Origin of the sequence: Varibaculum vaginae (genome assembly GCF_900604285.1) — a bacterium.
GTDB lineage: Bacteria > Actinomycetota > Actinomycetes > Actinomycetales > Actinomycetaceae > Varibaculum > Varibaculum vaginae.
The window spans coordinates 1,287,613-1,310,679 of record NZ_UWNY01000001.1 but is presented as its reverse complement, the minus strand read 5'-3'; the positions used below and the strand labels follow the sequence as shown (position 1 = coordinate 1,310,679).

The following is a 23,067-nucleotide window of genomic DNA, read 5'->3' as shown; positions in this document are numbered from 1 at the left end:
TATACAAGTCGAACTCTGGGCGGCCACCTGTTAGAATAAGGCGGTATTTGCTTGACATTAAGCCGGGCGGCAAGGAAGAGGTATTAATATGGCAGAGCGGGCACTACGCGGAACAAGTATCGGTTCAAAGAGTCTAGAAACAGAAGACGGCGTAGTATTCGCGGAAAGACGCGAGAGCCTCTACGTTTGCCCCCAGGGACATCGTTTTCACATGACTTTTGCTGCCGAAGTTCCCGCTCCCGCCGAATGGGAATGTAAATGTGGGGAAATCGGGGAACTACAGTACGAAGAACCTGCAGTAGAAGAAGACGTGAAACCGATACGTCCCCAGCGCACTCACTGGGATATGCTCTTGGAACGCCGCAGTGAAGAAGAGCTACAGGAACTACTAAAAGAGCAGCTTGAGACACTTCACTCGGGTGCACTTATGGACGGAGTCCACTACCGCTAAGACAGCGCTTCACCCCGGATATTCTGTGGATTTACCAGATCAAGTAGACCCCAACGGGTAACTTTAGCCAGGGCTTCCAAAATAATAGCACTCGACATTTTGGAGGCTCCGGCAGCCCGCTCTTGAAAAGTGATCGGAACTTCCACGATATTGCCTCCCGCATTAACCGCACGGCGAGTCATATCAATCTGGAAACAATATCCGCGCGAATCCAGATCCTCTAGCGCTAAACGGCTAAGGAAGTCTATCCTATAAACCCGAAAACCCGCAGTGACATCGCTGATGCCTAGGTGTAGTAGCGCGCCGATATAGGCGTTACCACCCCGAGAAAGTGCTTCCCTCAACTTTGACCAGCCCTGTAGACGACCTCCCCTAATCCACCGTGAACCGATTACTAAATCCGGTTGACTGGGCCATATTCGCCGCGCTAACAGTTTTTTTAGGTCGCGCACCCGGTGAGAACCATCTGCGTCCATCTGCACCACCCAGGTATATCCAGCCTGACTGGCCCAAGAGAACGCCTCCAGGTAGGCCGGTCCGAGGCCGGCTTTTTCTGCGCGATGCAGTACTTTAACTCCCCTATCTTTTGCTGCTAGCTCTTCGGCTAGCTGCCCGGTACCATCCGGAGAGTTATCGTCTACAATCACCAGATCAGCCTGCGGAATTTCTCGGCGCAGTTTCTGAACCTGACGCGGCAAAGTCTCCGCCTCGTTATAGGTGGGAATGGCGATTACCGTGTCTGTCATTTCTTGCCTTCTCTTTTTAACCTGCGACTCCTGCCAGCTCGTCCAGATGTAACGGAATTTTTTCTTCCCTTATGGACGAAGGAATCCGAGTGTTGGAATCTGAGTTCTTGAACTTTTAACAAGATTAGCACTCCCCCTATAAGCGTTACCCCAACTAGCATCCCAAATCGGAAGAAAGCGTTCACACTGGAACCAAAGCGTGCCTGCCAGGTGAGAGTATTTCGCAGCGGCAACTTCGCCTTTAAAGTATCAGCCCGAAAAAGACCCGATTGGGCTAAAACTTCGCCCTCGGGAGTGATTAGAGCGCTCACTCCCCCGACTGCGACCTGGGCGGAGGAACGATCATATTCGAGGGCGCGAAACCGCGCTATTTGCAGCTGCTGCAGCGACTGATACGAATATCCGAACGATGAGTTATTTGTGGGAAAATAAAGAAGATTTGCCCCGGTTTTTATGGTATCGCGTACCAGAGAATCTACTGCTACCTCAAAACAAATATTTGCACCCACGCGAGCCGGACCAAATCGGGCTATTCCTGGGGTTTTACCCGCTATCATATCGCGAGGAAGCATCTTGACTTGCTCTGGAAAAACTTTAGAAAGCAGTGGGCGTGCCGGCAAGTACTCCCCAAAGGGTACTGGTTCCCGCTTGGAATAAACCTGTGTGATTTTACCTCCCTCCAGCTTTAGCACCTGGTTAGAGGTAGTTTTCTCTTGGTAAACCAGCGTGCCAAATAGCAGGGGGATTTGCTGTTTTACCTGCCAGCTTTGGAGTTCCGCTGCCCAGTGTGCGTCTGAACGTGGATCAATATCGCCGGCTTGTTCCCCCCATAGAATCAGTTGGGTACCGTTTAAATCAGTTTTACGCGTCTGCGCCAGGTGACCTGCCAAAATAGTACCGGGATGTGAATAGGTTGCTTCAATTGGCCAAGCTACTCCCCCCTGTATCGCTGCTACCTGTATTTTTGGAGACTTATTCGAATTGGGGAGGGTAGGTAAACCTGCCCCCGAGGCTATCACCACCAGTAGAGCCAGGCCGGCAGTTACCAGATTGGGTATAGAGATCTTCCAGGTGACGCTGACCAACGCGGCTAATATCCCGACCATCAAGAAAGCCATCCCATTTTCCCCTAAGAGCGGTATCCATCCTTTTAAGGGACTATCTACCTGGGAAAACCCCAACATTCCCCAAGGCATACCCGTCCAGGGAAAAGTGGCACGCCAAGCCTCGATTCCGGCAAACGAAAGCGCCGTCCACAAAGTCCAGAGGGGACTAGTAAGGCGTCGCACCGCCAGTACCGCCCCTGCCCACAGAGTTAAAAACAAAGTTTCACAAAGAGCTAGAGCAATCCAGGGAATAGAAAAACCAAGAGAGATAGGCACCCAACGGAACAACAAGAGGAAAAATATCAAGGCAGTGAGGATGGAGATAGCTAGAGCGTAGCGTCTTCGCACCCGCCGTAGAATCAGTAACCACATCCCCATAGCTAACCAGGCGCTGAACCAATATGATCCCCAAGCCGAGGGGAAAGATAGCAGCAATCCGGTAGCGATGGTGGCAGCAGCCACTGCCGCCCAAAACGCTTTGATTAAACTTCCGACCATGCCACCACTCCCCGCAATATAAGTTTTTGAGCTTTCCGGGCGATGGCGGAGGTTTCCACATTAGCGACCATTTCGAGTTGCCGCAAGACATCGAGTAGCTGCTTCATAGCTCGCACAAAATCGCCGGCCTCTAAGGAAGCAGCTTCTAAGACCACCGCTAGCGGTTTACCCTTTGCCCAGGCGTAAGTAGCTGCTACTAGCGCAGAAGAAGACTCGGGAATTTCGGGGGCTCTCAACTGAGTTTGTAGTTGACGCAAATCAGTAGACAAATGCTCAATCTGGCTAACCACCGATTTAAGTGAGGACGGCACCGGGGGGCCAGTTTCCTCTCTCCTTGCTTCATAGCTGGCCGCAGAACAGGCTGCTGCTAGTTGCGCCGGAGTTAGTCCCGAGAAAATATTTTTTAGCACGCATTGGGCAAGTAATAAATCATATTCGCTGTAAATCCGGCACAGTACCTCCCCGGACTCACTTACCTGGCCATGTTCATGCAGATACCCTAGCCGTGTTAGAACCGAAACTACCCGGTCAAAAGTATCTACTAATGCCCCCTCGGAAATATCAACTTGCCTACGCAGCCTGGCAGCCTGCCGCTCTAAACGCGTCCACCGAGAAGCCTGCTTTAAATGACTTTTTAGATGCGGGCAGTTGTTTACGGGATGCGACGTCAGCAGCTCAGCTAACTCCAGTTCACTAAGCTCTTTCAACTCACGCCCGCTAATGTCAGATAACTGTAACTTATTTTTTTGACTTAAAACAGCAGGTTTTTCGGGAACAGGCGCCGCCTGCGCCCGGGTTTTTGAGCAGGTTTGCGGATCGGTAAATATCCCCTCACTTAGAGCTGTACGTAGTTTAGAGGCTAGGCGTTGCCGGTCACGAGGTTTGCGCTCCGAATAATCTTTTACCCACATTTGCCCCACCAGCGCCAGACTGCCGTTAAGGCTCTTGCTAGAAAACTCGCGGAGCTTCGCGTTATCTGCCAGCACTGTCAGGGTGATTTCCCCAGTACGAGTACCCGATTTTTTCATCACAATCCCATGACGAACTCGCCGTCCGTCTTGATAAGCCAAAACATCGCCACGTTTTAGACAACTTAAAAGTTCATTTCTCTGCCGAGCCTGTTCACGGGCAAGTAGTTGTGCACGGCGTGCATCGCGTACCTCCAGCTCACTATTAAGACGCACATACTCGTAAATATCCCCAAGGGAGCATTCCAAGGTTTTCGTCGCTACTATTTCGTCGGCGGCGCGCTGCTTTTCTGCTGCTTGTTGGGCTTTTCCGACAACTGACCGATCAGCTTGGAACTGGGCAAAGGAGCGCCGCAAAATATCGCGGGTTTCCGCTAGAGAGCCGCGCTCTAACAGATTAACCGCCATGTTATAGGTGGGGCTAAAAGCTGATTTCAGGGGGTAGGTGCGTTTTGAGGCTAGCGCTGCCACCATAGCCGGATCCATACCGGGACGGAAGATAACAATTCCGTGACCTAAAGTATCGATTCCCCGCCGCCCAGCTCTCCCGGTCAGCTGGGTATATTGACCCGGTGAAAGCATGACAAATTCGTGCCCATCCCATTTGCGCAGGGATTCAATCACTACTGAACGCGCCGGCATATTAATCCCTAATGCCAAGGTTTCTGTCGCTAAAACGACTTTTAACAAACCAGCTGCGAACATTTTTTCGACTGCTTCTTTAACTACCGGTAATAACCCGGCGTGATGCACCGCAATTCCGCGCCGCAACCCGGCAAACAGGGAGTCGAATCCCAAAGTGAAGACGTCAGCGGCAGGAAGATTTTCACTGATTTCATCGAGGCACGCCTGAATCTGACGTTTTTCCTCCGCGCTAGTTAGGTCAATTCCTGCTGCCACCAGTTGCCGTTGCCCCTCTTGACAGCGGGCGCGAGAAAAAATAAATACAATCGCTGGCAGTAAACCTTTAGCGTTTAATTCCCCCACCGCAGCAGGTAAAGAAGTATAGTGACCGCGCCGGGGCTCCCCCAGAAAGCGTCGGGTTTGTGCCAGCAACGCCGGGTTAAGTTTCGTTTTACCGCCAGAAGATTTCACTTCCAGGTCGTACAATCGCCCTCCTACCAACAGATGTTGGTAGAGCGGAACCGGACGTTTTTCGGAAACCACAATCGCGACGTCCCCACGCACCTGCCGTAGCCATTGCCCGAACTCCTCCGCGTTAGAAACCGTAGCTGACAAGGCAATTATTTTCACCGCCGGATCCAGATGCAAAATAACTTCTTCCCACACCGGTCCACGGTAGCGGTCAGCCAGGTAGTGCACTTCATCGAGAACCACGAACCCTAAATCAGCTAAGCGCCGATCACGGCGATACAACATGTTTCGGAGCACTTCGGTAGTCATTACTACTAGGGGGGCTGCCGGATTAACCGAAACATCCCCGGTTAAAAGTCCAACATTCTCACTGCCATAGGCAGCGCAAAAATCCCGAAACTTTTGATTCGAAAGAGCTTTAATTGGAGTGGTATAAAAGGCTTTTACTCCGCGTTTTAACGCTAAGAAAAGAGCGAATTCACCAACTAAAGTTTTACCAGATCCGGTGGGGGCAGCCACCAATACCGATTTATCGCTCTCTAGATCCGCCAGTGCACGCTGTTGAAAATTATCAAAGGGAAAATCAAAACGGGAAGCAAACCTTCCTGCCTCGCCAGTTATCTGATTTCGCTTGAAAGTAGCTAACTTTTCCGCCGCTGATAGAGATTCCCAATCACGTTCACTAGCAGTAACGACAGGTTTTTTACGTTTACGCCTTCGCGGCACCTATACCAACCCCAGTTTCTCCCAGCGTTGCTTGGCAGCCGCTAGCCGAGCATAACGACGAAAGCGTCGTTGTGCAGCCACCTGAGCGCGTACTTGCCGAGCCTGCGCTAATACCTGAGGATCTCCGCTGGCACCTGCCGGGCGGAGCTCTGGAATAGCCGAAGCCTCCCCTATGCTATCAAGCGGGATGGTTACGGCCGCTGCCTGCTGACCGAAAACCTTTAAAGTTGCATGGGCTTTGCGAAACAGCCAAATGAACATCACGATTGGGCAAATAACAGCCGCAAGAATCCCCAGTGTCCATAGCGTAAACAAAAACCAATACATACCTCTAGACTACCTGTTTATTCGCCCGGTGGTCACCCTCACTCTTTGGCTAGAATAAAGACATGATGTTACGGGAAGGACAAGTAGTAGCTGTCCGCAGTTTTGAGTCCACACAAGAGCTTACGCTAACCATCACTGCTCATCCTGCTGGAGCAGGGCAGTTTTTAGCGGGAGAAACCCTACGCGCTTTAAACTATCCTCCCCTAAATGGGGAAGCTAAAGAGGGGGAAACAGTACGTTTTGATTGTTCTCCCCTACAGAAAAATCTGGGTACCGGCGGATTTGCACTCGTAACGGCAATTTGTGGACGTTTACCTGAAGACGTACTTCCCAACGATGACGGTCACATTATGAAAGCGCGCTATACTCCTAGCCAATACATGGTTTCCGCAGTTGAGGAACAAGAATCTCCCTTCCACGAAAAGATGCGGCAGGCAGAGGATTTAGATGGTATGCCGGTAGTAGGTATTGATCTACATTCCCAGCTTCCAGCGGTAATCGCCGGAATTAGGACGGAAAAGCCGGAAGCGAAAGTTGTCTACGTGTATACGGATGGCGGAGCCTTACCCGCATTTTTCTCGCGTAATATTACTACTCTACGCGAGCAAGGATGGCTCGATGCGGTGATTACCGCTGGTCAAGCCTTCGGAGGCGATTTGGAAGCCATCAATACTTTTTCCGGATTATTGGCTGCCCGGCGAGTACTCAAAGCGGATATCACCATCATGGGACAAGGCCCTGGAAACGCAGGATCTGGAACCCCCTATGGTTATTCCGGTTTTGATTTAGGTGCCTTTTTAACTCAAGCAGCTATAGGAGGTGGCAAAGCCATTTGCGCTTTGCGGATGTCAGCAGCAGATTTCCGTCCCCGCCACCAGGGAATATCCCACCATAGCCTGCGCATTCTCTCCGGTTTTATTCCTGTGCCGCTTACGGTTCCAATTCCAGAATTTACCGCGGAGGGTGAAGGACAAAAACCCCTTTTAAACAATAGTTTTAGCCAGTTAGTGGATTCGCAGCTGAAGCAGATTAGTTCTCGACACCGGGTGCAAAAATGTGAAACCACCGGGCTTTACCAGGCATTAAGCCAATGCCCAGTCAGGCTATCGACGATGCGCCGTTCCCTCGCAGAAGATGCTGCCCCCTTCCTGGCAGCTGCGGTTGCCGGACGCCTAGCAGCACAAATGCTTTAGGTTGTCCTGATAAAGACCATAGCTTCCGATGGTTACGTAGGTTTCTAGGCAAACTCATAGGTAGCCTTCACCTAGATACGAGCTGACAACAGCTGCGTAACTAAAATTCCTTCAGCCCCCAGGGCGTGGAGAGTGTCAACTACCCCATGAACCTGAGACCGTTTACACATGGCTCGCACTGCTAACCAGCGACTATCTTGCAGTGAAGAAATCGTGGGAGAAGATATTCCCGGTGTATAGCGCACCGCTTGCTCTAGCAGGTCACGATGCACGTTGTAGTCCAGTAACACATAGTTACGGGCATTAAGTACCCCCCTTAAACGCTGTTCGAGAACTTCTAGCCCCCGGTTAGATACATGCGGGTTAGCAATCAGGACTGCCTCTGAATGCATCAAGGGTTCCCCAAAAACTTCCAGGCCGGCTGCCCGCAAAGTATTCCCGGTTTCTACCACATCCGCAATTGCGTCTGCTACTCCCAAACGTACTGCAGACTCCACTGCTCCCTCTAGGTGAACTGTGGTTGCTTTGATCTGCTGCCCCGCTAAATAATCTTGCACAATTCGCTCAAACGAGGTGGCGATTCGTTTGCCTTCGAGATCCTGAAGGGAGTTGATAGAATCCTGGGGAGCCGCAAAACGGAAGGTGGACTTACCAAATTCTAGTGACAGAATTTCATTAGCTTTTACGCCTGAGTCAGCCAGTAAATCTCTGCCAGTAATCCCCGCTTGAATGAATCCGGCACCCACATATTGGGCTATGTCAGCCGGACGGAGAAAAAATATTTCTATCTGATTGTTTTCATCGGTGATATAAAGTTCTCGTCCATGCCGCCGAGTGCGATATCCCGCTTCAGAAAGCATCTTTATCGCTGGATCCGAGAGACCACCTTTATTTGGAATCGCGATTCTTAACATTATTCTCCTAGAGTTTACGGTAGACATCTTCCAGGCTGACCCCTTTAGCAATCATCATCACTTGGGCGTGATACAGCAGCTGGGACACCTCTAAACAAAAATCATCCTGGCTTTCGTATTCGGCGGCCATCCAGGTTTCCGCTGCCTCCTCTACAATTTTCTTTCCAATATTGTGGACTCCGGCCTCTAGTTCCTTCACAGTTCCAGAACCTTGCGGGCGGGTAGCTGCTTTTTCCTGCAGCTCCGCAAATAACTCTTCAAAACTCTTCATAGCCTTAAGGTTAGTTGGTTTTGAAAAATCTTTCCGTATCGCTCCTCTTCTGGAATGCCGCTAACCCAAAACCTATGCGGACAGCAGAAAGAGCAGCACTATCTGGTAAGAAAATCGCTATCAGTTTTAACAATGCGCTTTCGCAAGTTCGCGTAGCGCCTCCACTTCACTATAGGCATCTTCAGCTTTATAGACCGCCGAGCCAGCCACAAATACATCTGCCCCCGCTTCAGCCGCTAAGCAAATTGTTTCTCGGTTGATGCCCCCATCCACTTGGATTGCTACCTGTAAGTTTGCCGCAGAAATGGCCTCTCGGGTACGCCGAACTTTCGGCATCATAGATTCTAGGAACGCTTGTCCGCCAAAACCAGGTTCTACTGTCATAACCAGTAACATATCGATTTCAGGTAGCAAATCAATATAGGGAGTAATGTCAGTAGCCGGCCGCAGCGCCATCCCCACTTTTGCTCCTTGACGGTGAATCTCGCGCGCCAAACGAATCGGTGCTACCGCCGCTTCGGCATGGAAGGTGACCGAGGCACATCCCGCCTCTGCGTAGGCGGGTGCCCAACGATCAGCATCCGAAATCATCAAATGGGCATCGACCGGCAAAATATCTTGGCGAATCACTGCTTCCACCACCGGAAGACCCCAGGAAAGATTAGGGACAAAATGGTTATCCATCACGTCAACATGCGCATAGTCGGCATTCCTAACCTTTTTGATTTCACTGGCTAGGTTAGCGATATCGCAGTTAAGAATCGAAGGAGAAATCGTTACTCCCATAATCAGTTTCCTTTCTGCTCCTTGCTCATCACCACAGCAAACATCGCGTCCGAACTGTGGATATGAGGCCAAAGTTGTAGGTATTTATTAGCACAGCCCAAACCATCGGGCCAGGATTCAGTGTCAATTAACTGCTGCAGAGTTCCAGACAAATCCATCAAATGCGCCTCTGGGCATTCCTGCAACACCCGCTGCACCAGGAAAGTAGTTTCTGCTGGATGCGGAGAACAAGTGGCATAAATAACCAGCCCACCAGGGCGACACAACTCTAGCGCACGCTGTAGCAGCTTGGCCTGCAACCCGGTGATATCAGGAATGGTTTCATTACGGGAACGGTAACGCGACTCCGGGTGACGACGAAGCGCCCCCAACCCAGTACAGGGAGCATCTACTAGTACTCGGTCGTATCCGCCCTTGCGCTGCGGAAACTCGGTGCCATCTTTACATACCACCTGCACATTATCTAGTGCTTTAACCGAGTCCTGTACCAGTCTTGCCCGGTGAGGACTAATCTCATTAGCAATCAACTGTGCACCCCGATCTTGCCCCAAGGCCGCCAGTAAGGCTGCTTTACCCCCCGGACCGGCACATAAATCCAGCCAAAGGTTATCCCTACCTTCCAGGGGATACTGCGCGGCTAATCCCGCCACTAGCTGGGATCCTTGATCTTCCACCCCAGCGCGAGCTGATACAACCGTTTCTAAAGTAGCGGGGTCACCTCCGGAAACAATCAAACCCCAGGGAGTGAGAGAGGAATAGGCGACGTTCTGCCCGTTTTCTTCTACTGCATCGGCAAGTTCCTCCCGGTCAATAAGACCCGGTCTGGCCACCAGATTTATATAGGGAGCACGATTATTTTCTGCCAGCAGTGCCGCCAAAGAATCATCATCACTCGGGATTTGAGCCCCCAGTTTTTCTTGTTCGCTAAGTGCGGCGCGATAGGCAGCGATAATCCAGGCGGGATGCGAATATTTAATAGCTAGGCGACGTTGGGGACTGAGGCGATTTAGGCGCTCGGCAAGCTGCACCTCCCCCAATCGTGCTACCTGCCGCAAAACTCCGTTAACCAGACCGGCTGCCCCCTCATTAGCTTCCTGCTTAGTGAGGTTAACCGACTCGCTTACTGCCGCATGCGTAGGTACCCGCATATTTAGCAGCTGATGCAGCCCCATCCGCAAAATAATCAATACTTCTTTTTCCAGGGCAGCCACTGGTCGGGATGAAAACTGGTCGATTAACCAGTCATAGTAGCCTTGAGCCCGCAGCGTCCCATAGGTAAGTTCAGTGGCGAAAGCAGCGTCCCGCCCCCCAAGATGCGCACGAGTTAGCCGCGGAGGAAGCAGCAAATTAGCGTAGGACTCTTTGGTTTCTACCGCCAGCAGTACCTGAAAAACCAAAGTGCGTACCCGATCAGTTTGCGGCCGCCACTGTTGGTTTTCATCGCGTTTATTTCCCCGACCTCGCCGTTGATCTGAGCGAGGTGATTTTGGAGACATATGTTTTTTTCGTGGACGTTCTACTCGCACTGGTTCTCCTCTTTTTGGCGGGGTAATCCAAAAAAGAATTCTGCGCCATAGCGTTGTCCCCTACCCCAGGCATCAGCCGCCATCTCTCGTTTACCAGCTGGAGTAACAAAAGTAAGTTTTACATCGTTACTACCGGTTCCCACGGTGACTTCGTGTTTAGTCACTACTACCTGCCCGGGCTGCAGCGTGTCATGATCGTGCATTTCAATTACCGGATAGATACCCAGGCGCTTACCATCTGGAAGCAGCGTCCACGCCCCCGGCTGGGAGGTAAACGCGCAAATAAGATTAGCTACCTCTTCAGCACTTTTTTCCCAAGGGATCTGAGCATCTGCCTTCGTTAGTAAGGGAGCGTAGCTGGCACCTTCGTTAGCCTGTGTATGAGCTTTTACCTGCCCGGCTTCTAATGCTCCTAAGACGTGAGGCAACAGCCCAATCCCGGCGTCTGTTAGGCGCTTTAACAGTAGATCAGCGGTAGTTTGGGGAGCGACGCGGATAGGGTCAACCGCATAAATCGGCCCGGTATCCATGCCTTCATCGATACGGAAAATACTAACTCCAGTAATCTCTTCCCCGGCAATGCGGGAATGTTGTACCGGAGAGGCTCCTCGCCATTTGGGCAATAGCGAATAATGTAGGTTAATCCAGCCATGGGGAAATACATTTAGTAAATCTTTGGGAATCAACAAGCCGTAAGCTACCACTACCGCCAAGTCGGCATGGAGTGCTGCAAAATCTGGGCGCCGCTGCGTATCCTTTAAAGAAGAAGGGGTAAAAACCTGTAGACCAGCCTGCTCAGCTACCTGGGCTACCGGTGAAGGGCAAAGCCGACGACCTCTACCAGAGCGGGCAGGAGGGCGAGTTAGTACCCCAACTACTTGATGCTCAGATTCCAGCAGATATTTCAGAACTGGTACCGCTGAATCGGGGGTACCGGCAAATAGGACACGCATATGGTTAATCCTAGCAGTTAAGCATTATTACCAACTGCCATCTTAAAGATCTATTGGGTCTACCTGCACTTTTAGAGATCCCCACTTTTTCCGCGAAGATATCGCTTGAATACGTTGTAATTCCTGACGTAGTTGTTCACCTTGATCTAGTCGCGAACGTACTAGCAACTGAAACTGTTGGTCGTTTTTAGCTGGGCCAATCACTTGCGCGTATGCAAAATTCGCTACCTGCTGGATTTTATGCAGCGTCAGCTGGTCAGCGCGTACAGTAGCCAAGACCGCGGTAGGGGGAATTCCCACTTCTGCTCGCTCTTGCAGTTCCTGACTTGCCCACTGGCTAAAAGCACGCCTTTTAAACGCTAAGGCCAATCGCTCCCCGGGATCCCCACTAAGCATTACTCCACCGCCGGGAGCCACTTTGGCGGCAGCGTTCGCCCACCTACGTAAGGCTTCTTCCGCGGTCCAGATTTGATCCAGACTCAGCAGCATCCCGGTATCCAGTAGTAATGCTCCCGCGTACCCGGCTTCCGCAACCGGTTCCTGTTCATTGGTAGCCACCACCAATGCAGGCTGAGAACCAATCTCACTCAAAGGATTATCAGCATCACAATTAATCACTGGTATTTGCGGGAAAGCTGCTGCTATTTCTTTACTAATTTGCATATTTCCGCGTGATACTGCCCTGGTTTCTTGCGTGCCGCAACGCGCGCAAGAGAACTGAAAATGATGCGCACAACTATTGCAAATAAATTCCCCGCGCAGTTGCTGTACGGTACCAAAACATTGTGGACAACGAACCGGCGCCAGGCAACTAGCACAACTCAATCCCAGACGACCGCCCTTACGCGCAGTTTGAATTAATACCGGGCCTTTCGCTAGGGCACCCCGCATGAACTGTATCGCGGTAGAGGATAGCCCGACTCGCCCGATGGTGGGGTCATCGCGCTTTTCGTATTCGGGAGTGAAAATTTTTGGCAGTTGCACTTGATGTTTACTTGGAGTTAATTCTCGAGCCCAACTAGACATTAGTAAAGCTTGGGCTTGTGGAGACCGGGAAAAACTTCCTAAAACCAACGAGCATTTTTCACTTCCGGCACGCAGCATTCCCACCTGCCGAGTATGCCAATAGGGGGCAGATTTTTCTTGAAAGGTTTCGGCACCCTCATCCCAAATTAGTAACAAGGATAGTTTGTTGAGGGGGGCAAACACAGCAGACCGGGTTCCTACTACCAGACGCGGCTGGCGGAAACGACACTGTAAGTAGGCACGGTAGCGTTCGCGAGCTCCAAGATCAAAGTGGTATTCCAGGGCGGAGGGCGCGGCTGGTGAGCAAGTTTTCTCCCAATAGGAGCTGAACTTCCTCGCTAATTTACCGGTAGGAAACAAACAAAGCACAGAGCCCGGGGTACGCAGGGAGCAGGTGATTAGCTGGGCAATCTGGTTAAAAGGTGCCGGCTTATCAGGTTCAGGAAGCGCTGACCACACCACTTTGCAAGCTTGTGCCTGCTCGAGTGAATCAAGAAGCTTCTTGCCGCTCGGATAGCTGGCTATCAGCGGTTCCGTCCTGGTGAAAGCAGCGGTGAGATCCTCCAGAACATTCTGCGTCTCATTAGGTACAGATTTTTCATTAGTGGTGGCGAAAAACCCTTTCTCGCAACCGGCATGGCGTTTAGGAATCGCGTGAGTTAAAACCTGGGAAACGTTACCCGCATAACGGGAGGCCACCTGCTCAGCTAGTTCAAAACTAGCGGCAGAAACTAAAGGATGGGAACTAAGAACCCTGCTAATAGGACGTAATCGTTGCCGGGTAGGTTCGCCCGGCCGAATACTTCTTACCCAACCGCGCACGAGCTGATCCCCGATTTTTGCGCTAACGAGGCACCCTGGCTGAACTTTCTTAACCAAGTGGGAAGGAACCGTATAGTCTAAACCTCGAGCTAGGTGAAAGACAGACGTATCGAGAATAACGGTGGCAATCAAATCCTGATTTGGCCAATTAGCCAACGGTTTTTCGGGAATCGCCAACAGTTCTTGCTGCTGACCGTGCGGAGATTCTCCCTGCTTGAGGGAACGAATTTCTGCTAAAGGATCCCTACCGCTCCAACGCGGCATTTGGTCATTCACGATATTTGTTGGCGAATCAGCGCCACTATCTGGCCAGCTATCTGCGTTTTAGCCCCCGCGAATTGCCCAATTTCTCTGCCCTGCTGATCCACTGCTTTTACCCGGGTGGTTACATCCCCAAACCCGCTACTCTCCCCCACCTGGTTAATGAAAATAATATCGGCACCCTTACGACGTGCCTTTTCCCGCCCTAATTGCACAACCTGATCCCAAGATCCAGTTTCGGCAGCAAACCCCGCTAAAAACTGATTGTCATGTTTTTTTGCGGCCAAATCTGCCAAAATATCGGCAGTGGGACGCAAACGCAAAGAAAACTCCCCTTTTTCCATAGTTTTTTTAATTTTCTGGGATTGGAATTCCACTGGCTGATAGTCAGCAACTGCCGCCGCCATCACGGCTGCCTGCATTTTGGGGAATAGCTCTAAGGCAACCCTATGCATCTGGGCGGCAGTAGGGGTAGAAATAACCGCAACTTTTTCTGACAAGGACGCTAACAAAGCTGAGTCGATATTAGCTGCTAACAAGGTCACATTTGCGCCTTGGAGGGCGAATTGACGAGCAATTTCTACTCCAAAGCGTCCGGAGGAACGATTCCCTAAAAAACGTACCGGATCTAAAGGTTCTCGGGTACCTCCAGCGCTCACCATGACTTGTTGATCATTCCATGTGCCAGAATCCAGTATCCCCAGCATCTGGGATATGACGTCATCTTCCGCTGCCATCCGCCCGATTCCCTGGTCTCCACTAGAAAGAGCTCCCGCTACCGGACCGACAAACCGCGCTCCCCGTTGCCGTAATATCTGAACGTTCTCTCTGGTTGCCGCATTTTCCCACATATTTGTGTGCATCGCCGGAGCCAGAAGTAAGGGGCAGTTAGCTGCCAAAATCACATTGCTTAGCATGTCGTCGGCAATGCCGTGCGCGATTCGCGCTAGCAGATCAGCGGTAGCCGGAGCCACCAAGATAGCACTAGCATCACGCGCCAGTTCGATATGGCCAACCCCGCTTTTAGGCTCATCTACCTGTGAATAAACCGGATTACCTGAGAGTGCTCGCCAAGTAACTTCCCCTACCATTTTCAAGGAAGCAGGAGTAGGTATCACCCAAGCATCGAAGCCCGACTTTACCAGGGCACGCACCACGTTAGTTGTTTTATAGGCGGCTATTCCGGCACCTACCCCGATAATAACCCGGCGGCGCTTAGACATGATGGGGTTAGTCCTTTACTGACTCGTCATGCTCTTTCAGATTGAGGGCGTCCTGGTCAATTTCCCGCAAAGCAATACTCAAAGCCTTATCTTCAGGATTGCAGTCGACCAATGGTCCGGGAGTGGAAAACATTCCCTCGGCGATTTCCAGATTATAAGTATTGATTTGCCGTGCCCGTTTGGCCGCGTAGACCACTAGCGCGTATTTGGACTCCACTTTCTCCAATAGTTCATCTATTGGGGGGTTGGTAATGCCTTCCGGGATTGCAACAGTACCCGACATATTGTCCTCTCATTTCTCATATAGCGGCTCGGTGCCACATCTTCACAAAAAGCTTACGCTATTCCCATTAAGGCTGCTAGTTCACGCGCCGCCTGTTCCGGTTGGTTGTTTACTATCTGATACTCGAATTCTTTTGCCGCTGCCATCTCGGTTTTCGCTGTTTCTAGACGGCGAGCGACTTCTGCTTCTCCCTCGGTACCTCTACCACGTAACCGTGCTTCCAAGGCTTGCTGGCTGGGAGGAAGCAGAAAAATAAAATGTGCCTGCGGATGAGTGTGCCGAACCTGTCGCGCTCCAGCTAGATCGATCTCTAAAATCACGTCTTCGCCCCGGTTAAAATGGGCAGCTACTTCCGAACGTAAAGTGCCATAGCGAGCCCGTCCATGAACCTGAGCCCACTCTAGAAAGCCGTTGGCAGCAAGCAGTTCATCAAAGCGTTCTTCACTGAGGAAATAGTAATCAACGCCGTTACGTTCACCGGGACGCGGAAGGCGGGTGGTAGCCGAAACTGCCACTTTTACCTGCGGATACATTTTCTTGAGGGCGTTAACTACCGTCCCCTTACCTACCCCAGAGGGGCCGGCTAGTACAAATAAACGTGAATTGGGCAAAGTCTTCACCTTTTAGGCCAGTAGAAAATAACAGTATGGGACCTAATTTCTCAGGTCCCATACTGTATTTATAGTTTTCGGTTTTATTTAGCCGAAGCGGCGAATCAGCTCAGCACGCTGATGCTCGCCCAGACCGCGGATACGACGAGACTTAGCGATGCCAATCTCTTCCATTACCGCAGCGGCAGTGGTGGCGCCTACGCGAGGCAAAGCCTCTAGTAGAGCCTGAACCTTCATCTTGCCCAAGTAAGGATCGTCTTGAGCGTTCTTGATAACCTCAGAGAGGGTCAATTCCCGGTTCTTCAGCTTCGCTTTAGTTTCTGCACGAGCCTTACGAGCCTGAGCGGCTTTCTCCAAAGCCTGTGCGCGCTGTTCGGGAGTTAAAGAAGGAAGTGCCATTTAGTATTTACCTCTTCATCTAGATTTACGGGTTAACAACACGAAAAAGACTAGTTGTTTTCTTCTATTTAAGCCAACCCATCAACTTAGTTTCGCCAGTTCAGTTGCGAAAAATATCACTCATTTGCTCGGTTATTTGCCTTGCCGCGGCCTGCAATGAAGGCAGCTCCGGACCGGCAGAGGAGATTCCACGCGAGGTTGAAGCCAACACCCGGCAAGCACTTTCACCAAAGATATGTTGTATATCCGCTGGTCTCGCACCCTGCGCCCCAATTCCTGGAGATAAAACCGAACCGGAGAATGTCGAAAAATCAATTCCTAACTCCCTGGCGGCATTTCCGGTGGTGGCACCGACAACCAACCCAATATCGGAAATATGACCTTCGTCACCATTTGAGTTATTTGCCTGTTCTGCCTGCGAAATTATGCTTGCCGCCACGCTTTTACCATCTCTTCCCTTGGCATGCTGCACCTCGTATCCCTGTGGATTAGAGGTAAGCGCCAATACATATACTCCTTTACCGTTCACCTTTGCCAGCTCAAGGGCAGGTTCGAGCGAACCAAAACCCAGGTAGGGAGAAACAGTGATCGCATCCGCGGACAGCGGAGAATCTGAAGCCAAATACGCCTGCGCGTACCCAGCCATAGTCGAGCCAATATCACCACGTTTTACATCCAAAATAGTGAGCAATCCCGCTTGACGACAGGCCGTCAGAACTTCCTCCAAAACTTTGATTCCGCTCGATCCAAACCGCTCAAAAAATGCAGATTGTGGTTTAACTACCGGTACCTGACCAGCCATCGCCTCTACTAGAGTTAAAGCAAAGGTACGTAGCCCCTGGACATTATCACTCAAACCCCAGGCGTCCAGTTGCGAAGAGTGCGGGTCAATACCTACACAAACATTACCTAGCTGATTCATCGCTTGCGCTAAGCGTAATCCGTAGCGGCGCATTATATCCTCCTTAAAACTGTAGCTGCCCAGATAAAACCGTAAGCTTTCCCCGATACATGGTGTGACATATCAGCCCCACCAGTTCCTTCCCTACGAAGGGAGTGTTATCCGAACGAGAAGCTTGGGTTTCGCGGCAAACCTGCCAAGTAGCATCGGGAGATACGAAACAAAGGTTAGCCGCGGAACCGGGAGCAATTTCCTCTCCTTGCTGCTTCGCCTTCCCAATTTTTGCTGGGGTAACTGACATAACTCGCGCCAAATCGCGCCAAGTCATTTTCCCGCTCTGTACCATGGCGGTAGCGACCACCGCTAGCGCAGTTTCCAGTCCAATCATCCCAAAAGCACCACACTCAAAATCACAGTCTTTCAGGCGACGGGGATGTGGAGCATGATCCGTTCCCACCAGGTCAATCGTGCCATCAGCCAATCCCGCGCGCAAGGCTGCTACATCTTCTTTTGAACGCAACGGAGGATTAACCTTAAAGAGCGGATCCCGTCCTCTTACTTCTTCCTGGGTAAGGAACAGGTGATGAGGAGTAGCCTCAGCACTAATGCGGGCACCCTGAGACTTTCCCCAACGTACTAGTTCCACTGCCGTCGCACTTGATAAATGACACACGTGAACCCTCACGTCCAGATAGAGGGAAAGTAAAATATCGCGGGCAATAATCATTTCTTCCGCAACCGTTGGCCAACCTTTTAGCCCCAGTTCCTCCGCCAAATAGGACTCATTCATTTGTGAGTCTGCGGTTAGGCGCGGCTCTTGCGAATGTTGGGCAATAACCCCATCAAAATCGCGGATGATCTCTAAAGCCTGACGCATTAACAGGGGGTCAAAAACACATTTCCCGTCGTCACTAAACACATTTACCTCTGCCCGCGAGGTATGCATTCCGCGCAGATCAGAGAGCTCTTTACCCGCAAGGTTCTTAGTGACGGCTCCAACCGGATGTACCTCAACCCGACCCGCATGACGTCCCAAATCTAGCACTTGCTCCACTACTGCGGGACAGTCTTGAGTGGGGGTAGTATTTGCCATCGCGAAAACACAGGTATATCCACCTTTAGCCGCTGCAGCCGTGCCGGTATCCACTGTTTCCGCGTCACACCCGCCAGGCTCTCGCAGATGAGTGTGTAAATCCACCAATCCCGGTAATGCCACCAGACCGCAGGCATCTATTTCTTTGATTCCGCTACCAGCTGTTAATGGCAAATCTGTACCTACCTGGCGGATTAGTTCATCCTCCACCCAGATATCAGCGGGCGCTTCCCCCAGAATTTTTGCACCACGAAAAACGATTGCACTCACGACTGCCTCCTATGAAACTATGAGCAGCCAATGGCGAGGACGTTGCCGAAAGCTCTCGGCCTCGACTACTGCTCGCTTGCTTTATTTTCGCTGGAGCGCCCGATGGCATCTAGCACTCCGTTAACAAAATCCGGAGATTCCGGTGTTGAAATCGCACGCGCAGTACCGACAGCTTCACTTACCGCAATCTTCCAAGGAACATCGTCATTGTAGAGGATTTCCCAGATGGAACAGCGCAAAATAGCTAAATCCGTTTTCGGCATGCGATCAAGCGCCCAGGATCGAGAATACTGGCTTAGAGTCATATCGATATCGAAAAGATGCTCCGCCACTCCCTCTGCAATTTCTGCCGCGTAGTCAGGCAAGGTGGTTTGCGCAGTACTCAAACACCGTCGCTGCGCCACCAGTTCGCGTAAATCCTCGGGATCCTGATCTAGACCTTTAAGATTAGCTTCATAAAGGGTATCAACTGCCCGCCGCCGCGCTTTAGTACGCCGCGAAAGCCGATTTTTTGACACCGCCGGTTATTCCTTAACCCGAGATATATAATCGCCGCTGCGGGTATCGACCTTAATCTTTTCGCCCTCTTCTACAAACAGGGGAACCTGTACCTCATATCCGGTCTCTACCGTAGCCGGTTTGGTGCCCGCAGAAGAACGGTTACCCTGTAGCCACGGCTCCGTGTGAGTGATCTGCATGACTACCGAAGCAGGCAATTCCAAGAAAAGCACCTGGCCGTCATGGAAAGCAACTACCGCGCGTTGGTTCTCAATCAGGAAGTTCTTAGCGTCTCCCACGATTTCCGCAGTGATTGTGACCTGCTCGTAGGTATCATCATCCATGAACACAAAATCTGTACCATCTTGATATAGATAGGTCATATCACGACGATCAACCGTTGCGGTTTCCACTTTCACTCCGGCATTAAAGGTACGATCGACAGTTTTACCGCTAAGTACATTCTTAATCTTGGTACGCACGAAAGCCGGGCCTTTACCCGGTTTAACATGCTGAAACTCAACCACCTGCCACAACTGGTTATCAAGTTTTAGTACCAGACCGTTTTTCAAATCATTCGTTGTCGCCAACTTTAATACCCCCAAGTCAAAATAAATCGCTTCTACTTTACTTTAATCAAGCTATGCATGAAAATAAGTTCCACCCGCCTGCGCTTTTTGTCACGCTTCCAAAGTATGGGCGACTTCCTCACATGCTGCCGCTAATGACAAATCTGAAACTGTAACTGCATGTGGGTTCAAAGTTTGCCAGCGTTGGCGTCGTTCTTCCCCCATTTGCCGCAGCCATGCCCTGGGCATTCCCAATCCCAGAGAACGGGGACGGTTAAGTCCGGCACGATCAGCCATAGTCGATAGGTCAATCACCAGTTCGATTATTTCTCTGGCGGGAAGTTCATTTAGTTCTTGCCGGGTTTGCGGGTTATCTAGCGCCCCGGAACCCATCGCGACGATAGTGTCTTCGGCGGGCATTGCTTTTAGAAGGGATCTCACTACTTCCTGTTCTACCTGCCGATACCTTTTTTCCCCCGCACTAATCACCGCAGTAGCGAGCGGCACCCCCAACTTGGAGGCTACCAGCACGTCCGTATCAACCAGTTTCCAAGCAAATCTTTTAGCTAGGGCAGCGGCAATACTGGATTTTCCACTACCTGGTAGCCCAATTAAGAAAACTTTCCTAGCCAACTTTATCCATCCCACTACTGGGATTTCCAGTGGAAACACCAGCACCCCGGCATTGATTTATCGCGTGGAAAGCTCTTCGCAGTACCTGGTAATCACTAATGGGAACAACACACACCTGCCCGTCACCAGTGGTAAGTACCATCCGGATTATTCCCCCACGCACTTTCTTATCTGAAGCCATAATTTTAACTAGCTGGTCAAAGGAATATTGCGGACAGCTGGTCGGCAAACCTAGCGCCGCAATTTGGCGCCGCTGATTTTCCATTTTCGCGGAGTCTAGTAGCTTCATTTCCACTGCTACCTGGGCAGCAAATACCATCCCAATTGCTACTGCTTCGCCATGCAGTACCTGATAGCCAGAGGCTTTTTCGATAGCATGAGCCAGAGTGTGTCCATAATTAAGACATTCCCGTAGGCCACTTTCACGCAGGTCTTGGCTTACGACTACCGCTTTAACTTGAATCGCCCGGCTAATTACTTCTTCTAATACCGAAGGCGAGGCGAGTAGATTTTGCGCACTAGCCTTGTCCAATAACTCCAAGATTTGATGGTCAGCTATAAACCCGCATTTTATGACTTCCGCCAAACCGGTAGACAGTTGCCGCCGGGGTAAAGTACGTAAATAAGCGAGGTCACAGATAACCGCGCTCGGTGGATAGAAAGACCCTACTAGATTTTTTCCCAGGGAAGTATTTATCCCAGTTTTTCCGCCCACTGCCGCATCCACCATCGCAAGTAAAGAGGTAGGGACATTAATTAGTTCAATTCCTCGCAGCCAGGTAGCGGCGACGAAACCTCCCATATCCGTTGTGGCTCCCCCGCCCAACGACATTATTGCGTCCTCGCGAGAAAAATGGTTCTCCCCCAGGATTCGCCAGGCATCTTCTACTACCCTAATATTCTTGGCTGCTTCCCCATCGGGGTGCGGAAAAACTTTGATTACCTGTCCAGTTTGGGTCAAGGCTTGCGCCAATTGGCGAGCCTCTTTTTCCAGAGGCGCTGGGCAGATTAAGAACACTTTCCGGGGACGTTCTTGCAACATCTGGCAGATTTGGGAGCTCAGACTCTCACCTACGCTAATCTGGTATCCGCTGCCGGAAGTCACCGGAATCATCCGAATTTTTTCCGACGTTTTCACCGGCAAAGTACCCAGCGACTTTAAATCATAGCGAGATACCGGTCGGGTTTCTTCCAGTTTTAAGCCCCGGATTACCGCGGTAGCCACCTCACTGAGGCTACCATCTGCCGGGACACTTAAAGTTGCAGCTGCCAGGTAACCTGCACGTCTCTGCTGTTCTAATTTCGCAATTCGTTTGCGGGGATTCTCACTTCCTTCCAAGAGGGGGCGCCCAGATTCCTCCCCTACTCTTGCCCCGGCTACCACGGGAGAAACATCCAGGAAAACTACCTCTTTATCCGCGAGAGCAGCGGCCGTTTCTTCACGGGTAAGAGCCCCTCCCCCCAGGGCAATCACTCCGATATCATCCCGAAGTAGCTTAGTAATCACTTCCACTTCTAAATCTCTAAAATATTCCTCGCCATGGGCAGAAAAAATCTCCGGTATGTTCATCCCAACCTGGCGAGAAATTTCCTGATCGGCATCGCTAAAAGAACGTCCGAGCCGCCCGGCAACAAGACGTCCCACAGAGGTTTTCCCACTGCCTGGCAAACCAATGAACACTATTTGCTTTTGCACACTCATAGCCTCGCCCCCACTCGTTTCTGGTATCCCTGCAGATTTTCTCGCACCTGCGCCAGCGAATACCCACCTACGTGTTCTAAGAGGGCATCGGCGAGCACCAATGCTACCTGTGCCTGGGCAATTACTGCTCCCGGCACCACCGCACAGGTATCGGAGCGTTGATGATTAGCACAGCTTTCCTCTCCGTTAGCCAGATCAATTGTGCGCAAGGCACGAGGCACGGTAGAGATTGGCTTATATCCGCAGCTGACCCGGATTATTTGTCCGTTCGACATGCCACCTTCAATCCCGCCTGCATGATTAGAGGCACGAATTATTTCCCCGTCTTCTCCTCGAATAATCTCGTCATGAGCTGCTGAACCCGGCAAATACGGCTGAGTACCATCCCCAATATTCACGGTTTTTACCGCCGGAATCGACATCAACGCGGCAGCCAGACGCGCATCTAGCCTCCGATCTGCAGCTACGTGGCTACCTAGTCCTATCGGAACCCCATAGGCAGCTACTTCAACACTGCCCCCAATAGTGTCTCCATTGTTCTTCGCCGCATCGATCTGGGAGATCATTTGCTCGCTAATTTTTTCATCCGGGCACCTAACCGGGTTTTCAGCCAGTTTTTCCTGCGTACTTAAAGCCGGAATTGGGTGACCAGCCGCGAGGGAAACTTCTCCAATTTGCGTGACATAAGAAATAAGTTCAATTCCACACGCTTGCTTTAGAAACTCTTGAGCGAAAGCTCCTAGACCAACTCGCACCGCGGTTTCTCGGGCACTGGCACGTTCTAACACCGGGCGCGCTTCTTCTAGGTCATAGGCAAGCATTCCCGCCAGATCTGCATGTCCGGGGCGAGGACGGGTTAACGGCTGGTTGCGGGCAATCTCCCGTTCATCGCCCTTACCGGCATTAATTTTTAAATCCTGCGGAGGTACCGGATCGGGGCTCATCACCGTCTCCCATTTTGGCCATTCACTATTCTCGATCAGTAGAGCAATCGGGGCTCCGGTGGTTTTTCCCCTGATTACGCCGCCGAGCACATGAGCTCGATCCTGCTCGAATTTTTGGCGTGCCCCGCGTCCATATCCGGCACGCCGGGAAGCCAGATACTGTGCTACTTTGGCGGTGCTAATTTCTATTCCGGCAGGCATTCCCTCTAAGATTCCCACCAGCGCACGTCCATGGGATTCTCCCGCGCTCATCCATTTCAACATGGCTTTAT

23 protein-coding genes are annotated in these 23,067 nt (G+C 51.2%); 2 read left to right on the top strand and 21 right to left on the bottom strand.

Annotated features, from left to right (window positions below; translation table 11 throughout):
• The first annotated feature begins 88 nt into the window (after positions 1-88).
• Positions 89-451, top strand: a complete 363-nt coding sequence (locus EFB02_RS05635; RefSeq protein ID WP_122820542.1) for an RNA polymerase-binding protein RbpA — start codon at positions 89-91, stop codon at positions 449-451.
• On the opposite strand, the gene EFB02_RS05630 is transcribed toward EFB02_RS05635, so the two are convergent.
• From EFB02_RS05630 to EFB02_RS05615, 4 genes are read right to left on the bottom strand one after another with little or no spacing between them, the layout of a single operon-like run.
• Positions 448-1,197: a polyprenol monophosphomannose synthase gene (locus EFB02_RS05630; protein ID WP_122820541.1), complete on the bottom strand. Its 750-nt coding sequence runs from the start codon at positions 1,195-1,197 to the stop codon at positions 448-450. The two genes, EFB02_RS05635 and EFB02_RS05630, sit on opposite strands and share 4 nt — an antisense overlap.
• Complete coding sequence (gene lnt / locus EFB02_RS05625) at positions 1,194-2,801, bottom strand: apolipoprotein N-acyltransferase (RefSeq protein WP_122820540.1); 1,608 nt, start codon at positions 2,799-2,801, stop codon at positions 1,194-1,196. The genes EFB02_RS05630 and lnt overlap by 4 nt, the downstream gene beginning before the upstream one ends.
• Complete coding sequence (locus EFB02_RS05620; RefSeq protein ID WP_122820539.1) at positions 2,786-5,590, bottom strand: DEAD/DEAH box helicase; 2,805 nt, start codon at positions 5,588-5,590, stop codon at positions 2,786-2,788. Before EFB02_RS05620 ends, lnt begins: the two co-directional genes overlap by 16 nt.
• Positions 5,591-5,917, bottom strand: coding sequence for a 6TM ABC transporter family protein (locus EFB02_RS05615; protein ID WP_122820538.1), 327 nt, complete (start codon positions 5,915-5,917; stop codon positions 5,591-5,593).
• Positions 5,918-5,979: 62 nt separating this feature from the next.
• Here EFB02_RS05615 and EFB02_RS05610 point away from each other — a divergent pair, with 62 nt between their 5' ends.
• On the top strand, positions 5,980-7,110 hold the full coding sequence (locus EFB02_RS05610; RefSeq protein WP_200831543.1) for a DUF3866 family protein: 1,131 nt from the start codon (positions 5,980-5,982) through the stop codon (positions 7,108-7,110).
• 71 nt (positions 7,111-7,181) lie between these two features.
• Here the strand turns inward: EFB02_RS05610 and hisG are convergent, their stop codons facing one another.
• The 17 genes from hisG to aroC form a co-directional block, all read right to left on the bottom strand.
• Positions 7,182-8,024 (bottom strand): ATP phosphoribosyltransferase, encoded by an 843-nt coding sequence (gene hisG / locus EFB02_RS05605; protein WP_122820537.1) that lies wholly within the window; start codon positions 8,022-8,024, stop codon positions 7,182-7,184.
• A 7-nt stretch (positions 8,025-8,031) separates the two neighbouring features.
• Entirely contained in the window at positions 8,032-8,295 is a 264-nt protein-coding gene (locus EFB02_RS05600) for a phosphoribosyl-ATP diphosphatase (protein WP_122820536.1), read from the bottom strand.
• Positions 8,296-8,421: 126 nt separating this feature from the next.
• A complete protein-coding gene (gene rpe, locus EFB02_RS05595) occupies positions 8,422-9,081 on the bottom strand; it encodes a ribulose-phosphate 3-epimerase (protein WP_122820535.1) in 660 nt (219 codons plus the stop codon).
• A gap of 2 nt (positions 9,082-9,083) precedes the next feature.
• Entirely contained in the window at positions 9,084-10,607 is a 1,524-nt protein-coding gene (locus EFB02_RS05590; RefSeq protein ID WP_122820534.1) for an RsmB/NOP family class I SAM-dependent RNA methyltransferase, read from the bottom strand.
• Positions 10,598-11,560 carry a methionyl-tRNA formyltransferase gene (fmt, locus tag EFB02_RS05585; protein WP_122820533.1) on the bottom strand — a complete coding sequence of 321 codons (963 nt, stop codon included), beginning with the start codon at positions 11,558-11,560 and terminating at the stop codon, positions 10,598-10,600. The genes EFB02_RS05590 and fmt overlap by 10 nt, the downstream gene beginning before the upstream one ends.
• A gap of 42 nt (positions 11,561-11,602) precedes the next feature.
• Positions 11,603-13,684, bottom strand: a complete 2,082-nt coding sequence (locus EFB02_RS05580; RefSeq protein WP_122820532.1) for a primosomal protein N' family DNA-binding protein — start codon at positions 13,682-13,684, stop codon at positions 11,603-11,605.
• A complete protein-coding gene (coaBC, locus tag EFB02_RS05575) occupies positions 13,681-14,892 on the bottom strand; it encodes a bifunctional phosphopantothenoylcysteine decarboxylase/phosphopantothenate--cysteine ligase CoaBC (protein ID WP_122820531.1) in 1,212 nt (403 codons plus the stop codon). The genes EFB02_RS05580 and coaBC overlap by 4 nt, the downstream gene beginning before the upstream one ends.
• Positions 14,893-14,899: 7 nt before the next feature.
• Complete coding sequence (rpoZ, locus tag EFB02_RS05570) at positions 14,900-15,175, bottom strand: DNA-directed RNA polymerase subunit omega (RefSeq protein ID WP_122820530.1); 276 nt, start codon at positions 15,173-15,175, stop codon at positions 14,900-14,902.
• A 53-nt stretch (positions 15,176-15,228) separates the two neighbouring features.
• Positions 15,229-15,786, bottom strand: coding sequence for a guanylate kinase (gene gmk / locus EFB02_RS05565; protein WP_122820529.1), 558 nt, complete (start codon positions 15,784-15,786; stop codon positions 15,229-15,231).
• A gap of 87 nt (positions 15,787-15,873) precedes the next feature.
• Positions 15,874-16,185, bottom strand: a complete 312-nt coding sequence (gene mihF, locus EFB02_RS05560; protein ID WP_122820528.1) for an integration host factor, actinobacterial type — start codon at positions 16,183-16,185, stop codon at positions 15,874-15,876.
• A gap of 100 nt (positions 16,186-16,285) precedes the next feature.
• Complete coding sequence (gene pyrF / locus EFB02_RS05555) at positions 16,286-17,140, bottom strand: orotidine-5'-phosphate decarboxylase (RefSeq protein ID WP_122820527.1); 855 nt, start codon at positions 17,138-17,140, stop codon at positions 16,286-16,288.
• A gap of 10 nt (positions 17,141-17,150) precedes the next feature.
• A complete protein-coding gene (locus EFB02_RS05550; protein WP_122820526.1) occupies positions 17,151-18,449 on the bottom strand; it encodes a dihydroorotase in 1,299 nt (432 codons plus the stop codon).
• A 65-nt stretch (positions 18,450-18,514) separates the two neighbouring features.
• Positions 18,515-18,967, bottom strand: coding sequence for a transcription antitermination factor NusB (nusB, locus tag EFB02_RS05545; protein WP_122820525.1), 453 nt, complete (start codon positions 18,965-18,967; stop codon positions 18,515-18,517).
• 6 nt (positions 18,968-18,973) lie between these two features.
• The gene (gene efp / locus EFB02_RS05540; protein WP_122820675.1) at positions 18,974-19,537 is read right to left on the bottom strand and encodes an elongation factor P; all 564 of its coding nucleotides are present in this window, start codon (positions 19,535-19,537) and stop codon (positions 18,974-18,976) included.
• Between the two features lie 90 nt (positions 19,538-19,627).
• On the bottom strand, positions 19,628-20,149 hold the full coding sequence (locus EFB02_RS05535; protein WP_160115377.1) for a shikimate kinase: 522 nt from the start codon (positions 20,147-20,149) through the stop codon (positions 19,628-19,630).
• Positions 20,142-21,851, bottom strand: coding sequence for a 3-dehydroquinate synthase (gene aroB / locus EFB02_RS05530; RefSeq protein ID WP_122820523.1), 1,710 nt, complete (start codon positions 21,849-21,851; stop codon positions 20,142-20,144). The genes EFB02_RS05535 and aroB overlap by 8 nt, the downstream gene beginning before the upstream one ends.
• Positions 21,848-23,059 carry a chorismate synthase gene (gene aroC, locus EFB02_RS05525; protein WP_122820674.1) on the bottom strand — a complete coding sequence of 404 codons (1,212 nt, stop codon included), beginning with the start codon at positions 23,057-23,059 and terminating at the stop codon, positions 21,848-21,850. Before aroC ends, aroB begins: the two co-directional genes overlap by 4 nt.
• Positions 23,060-23,067: the final 8 nt, after the last annotated feature.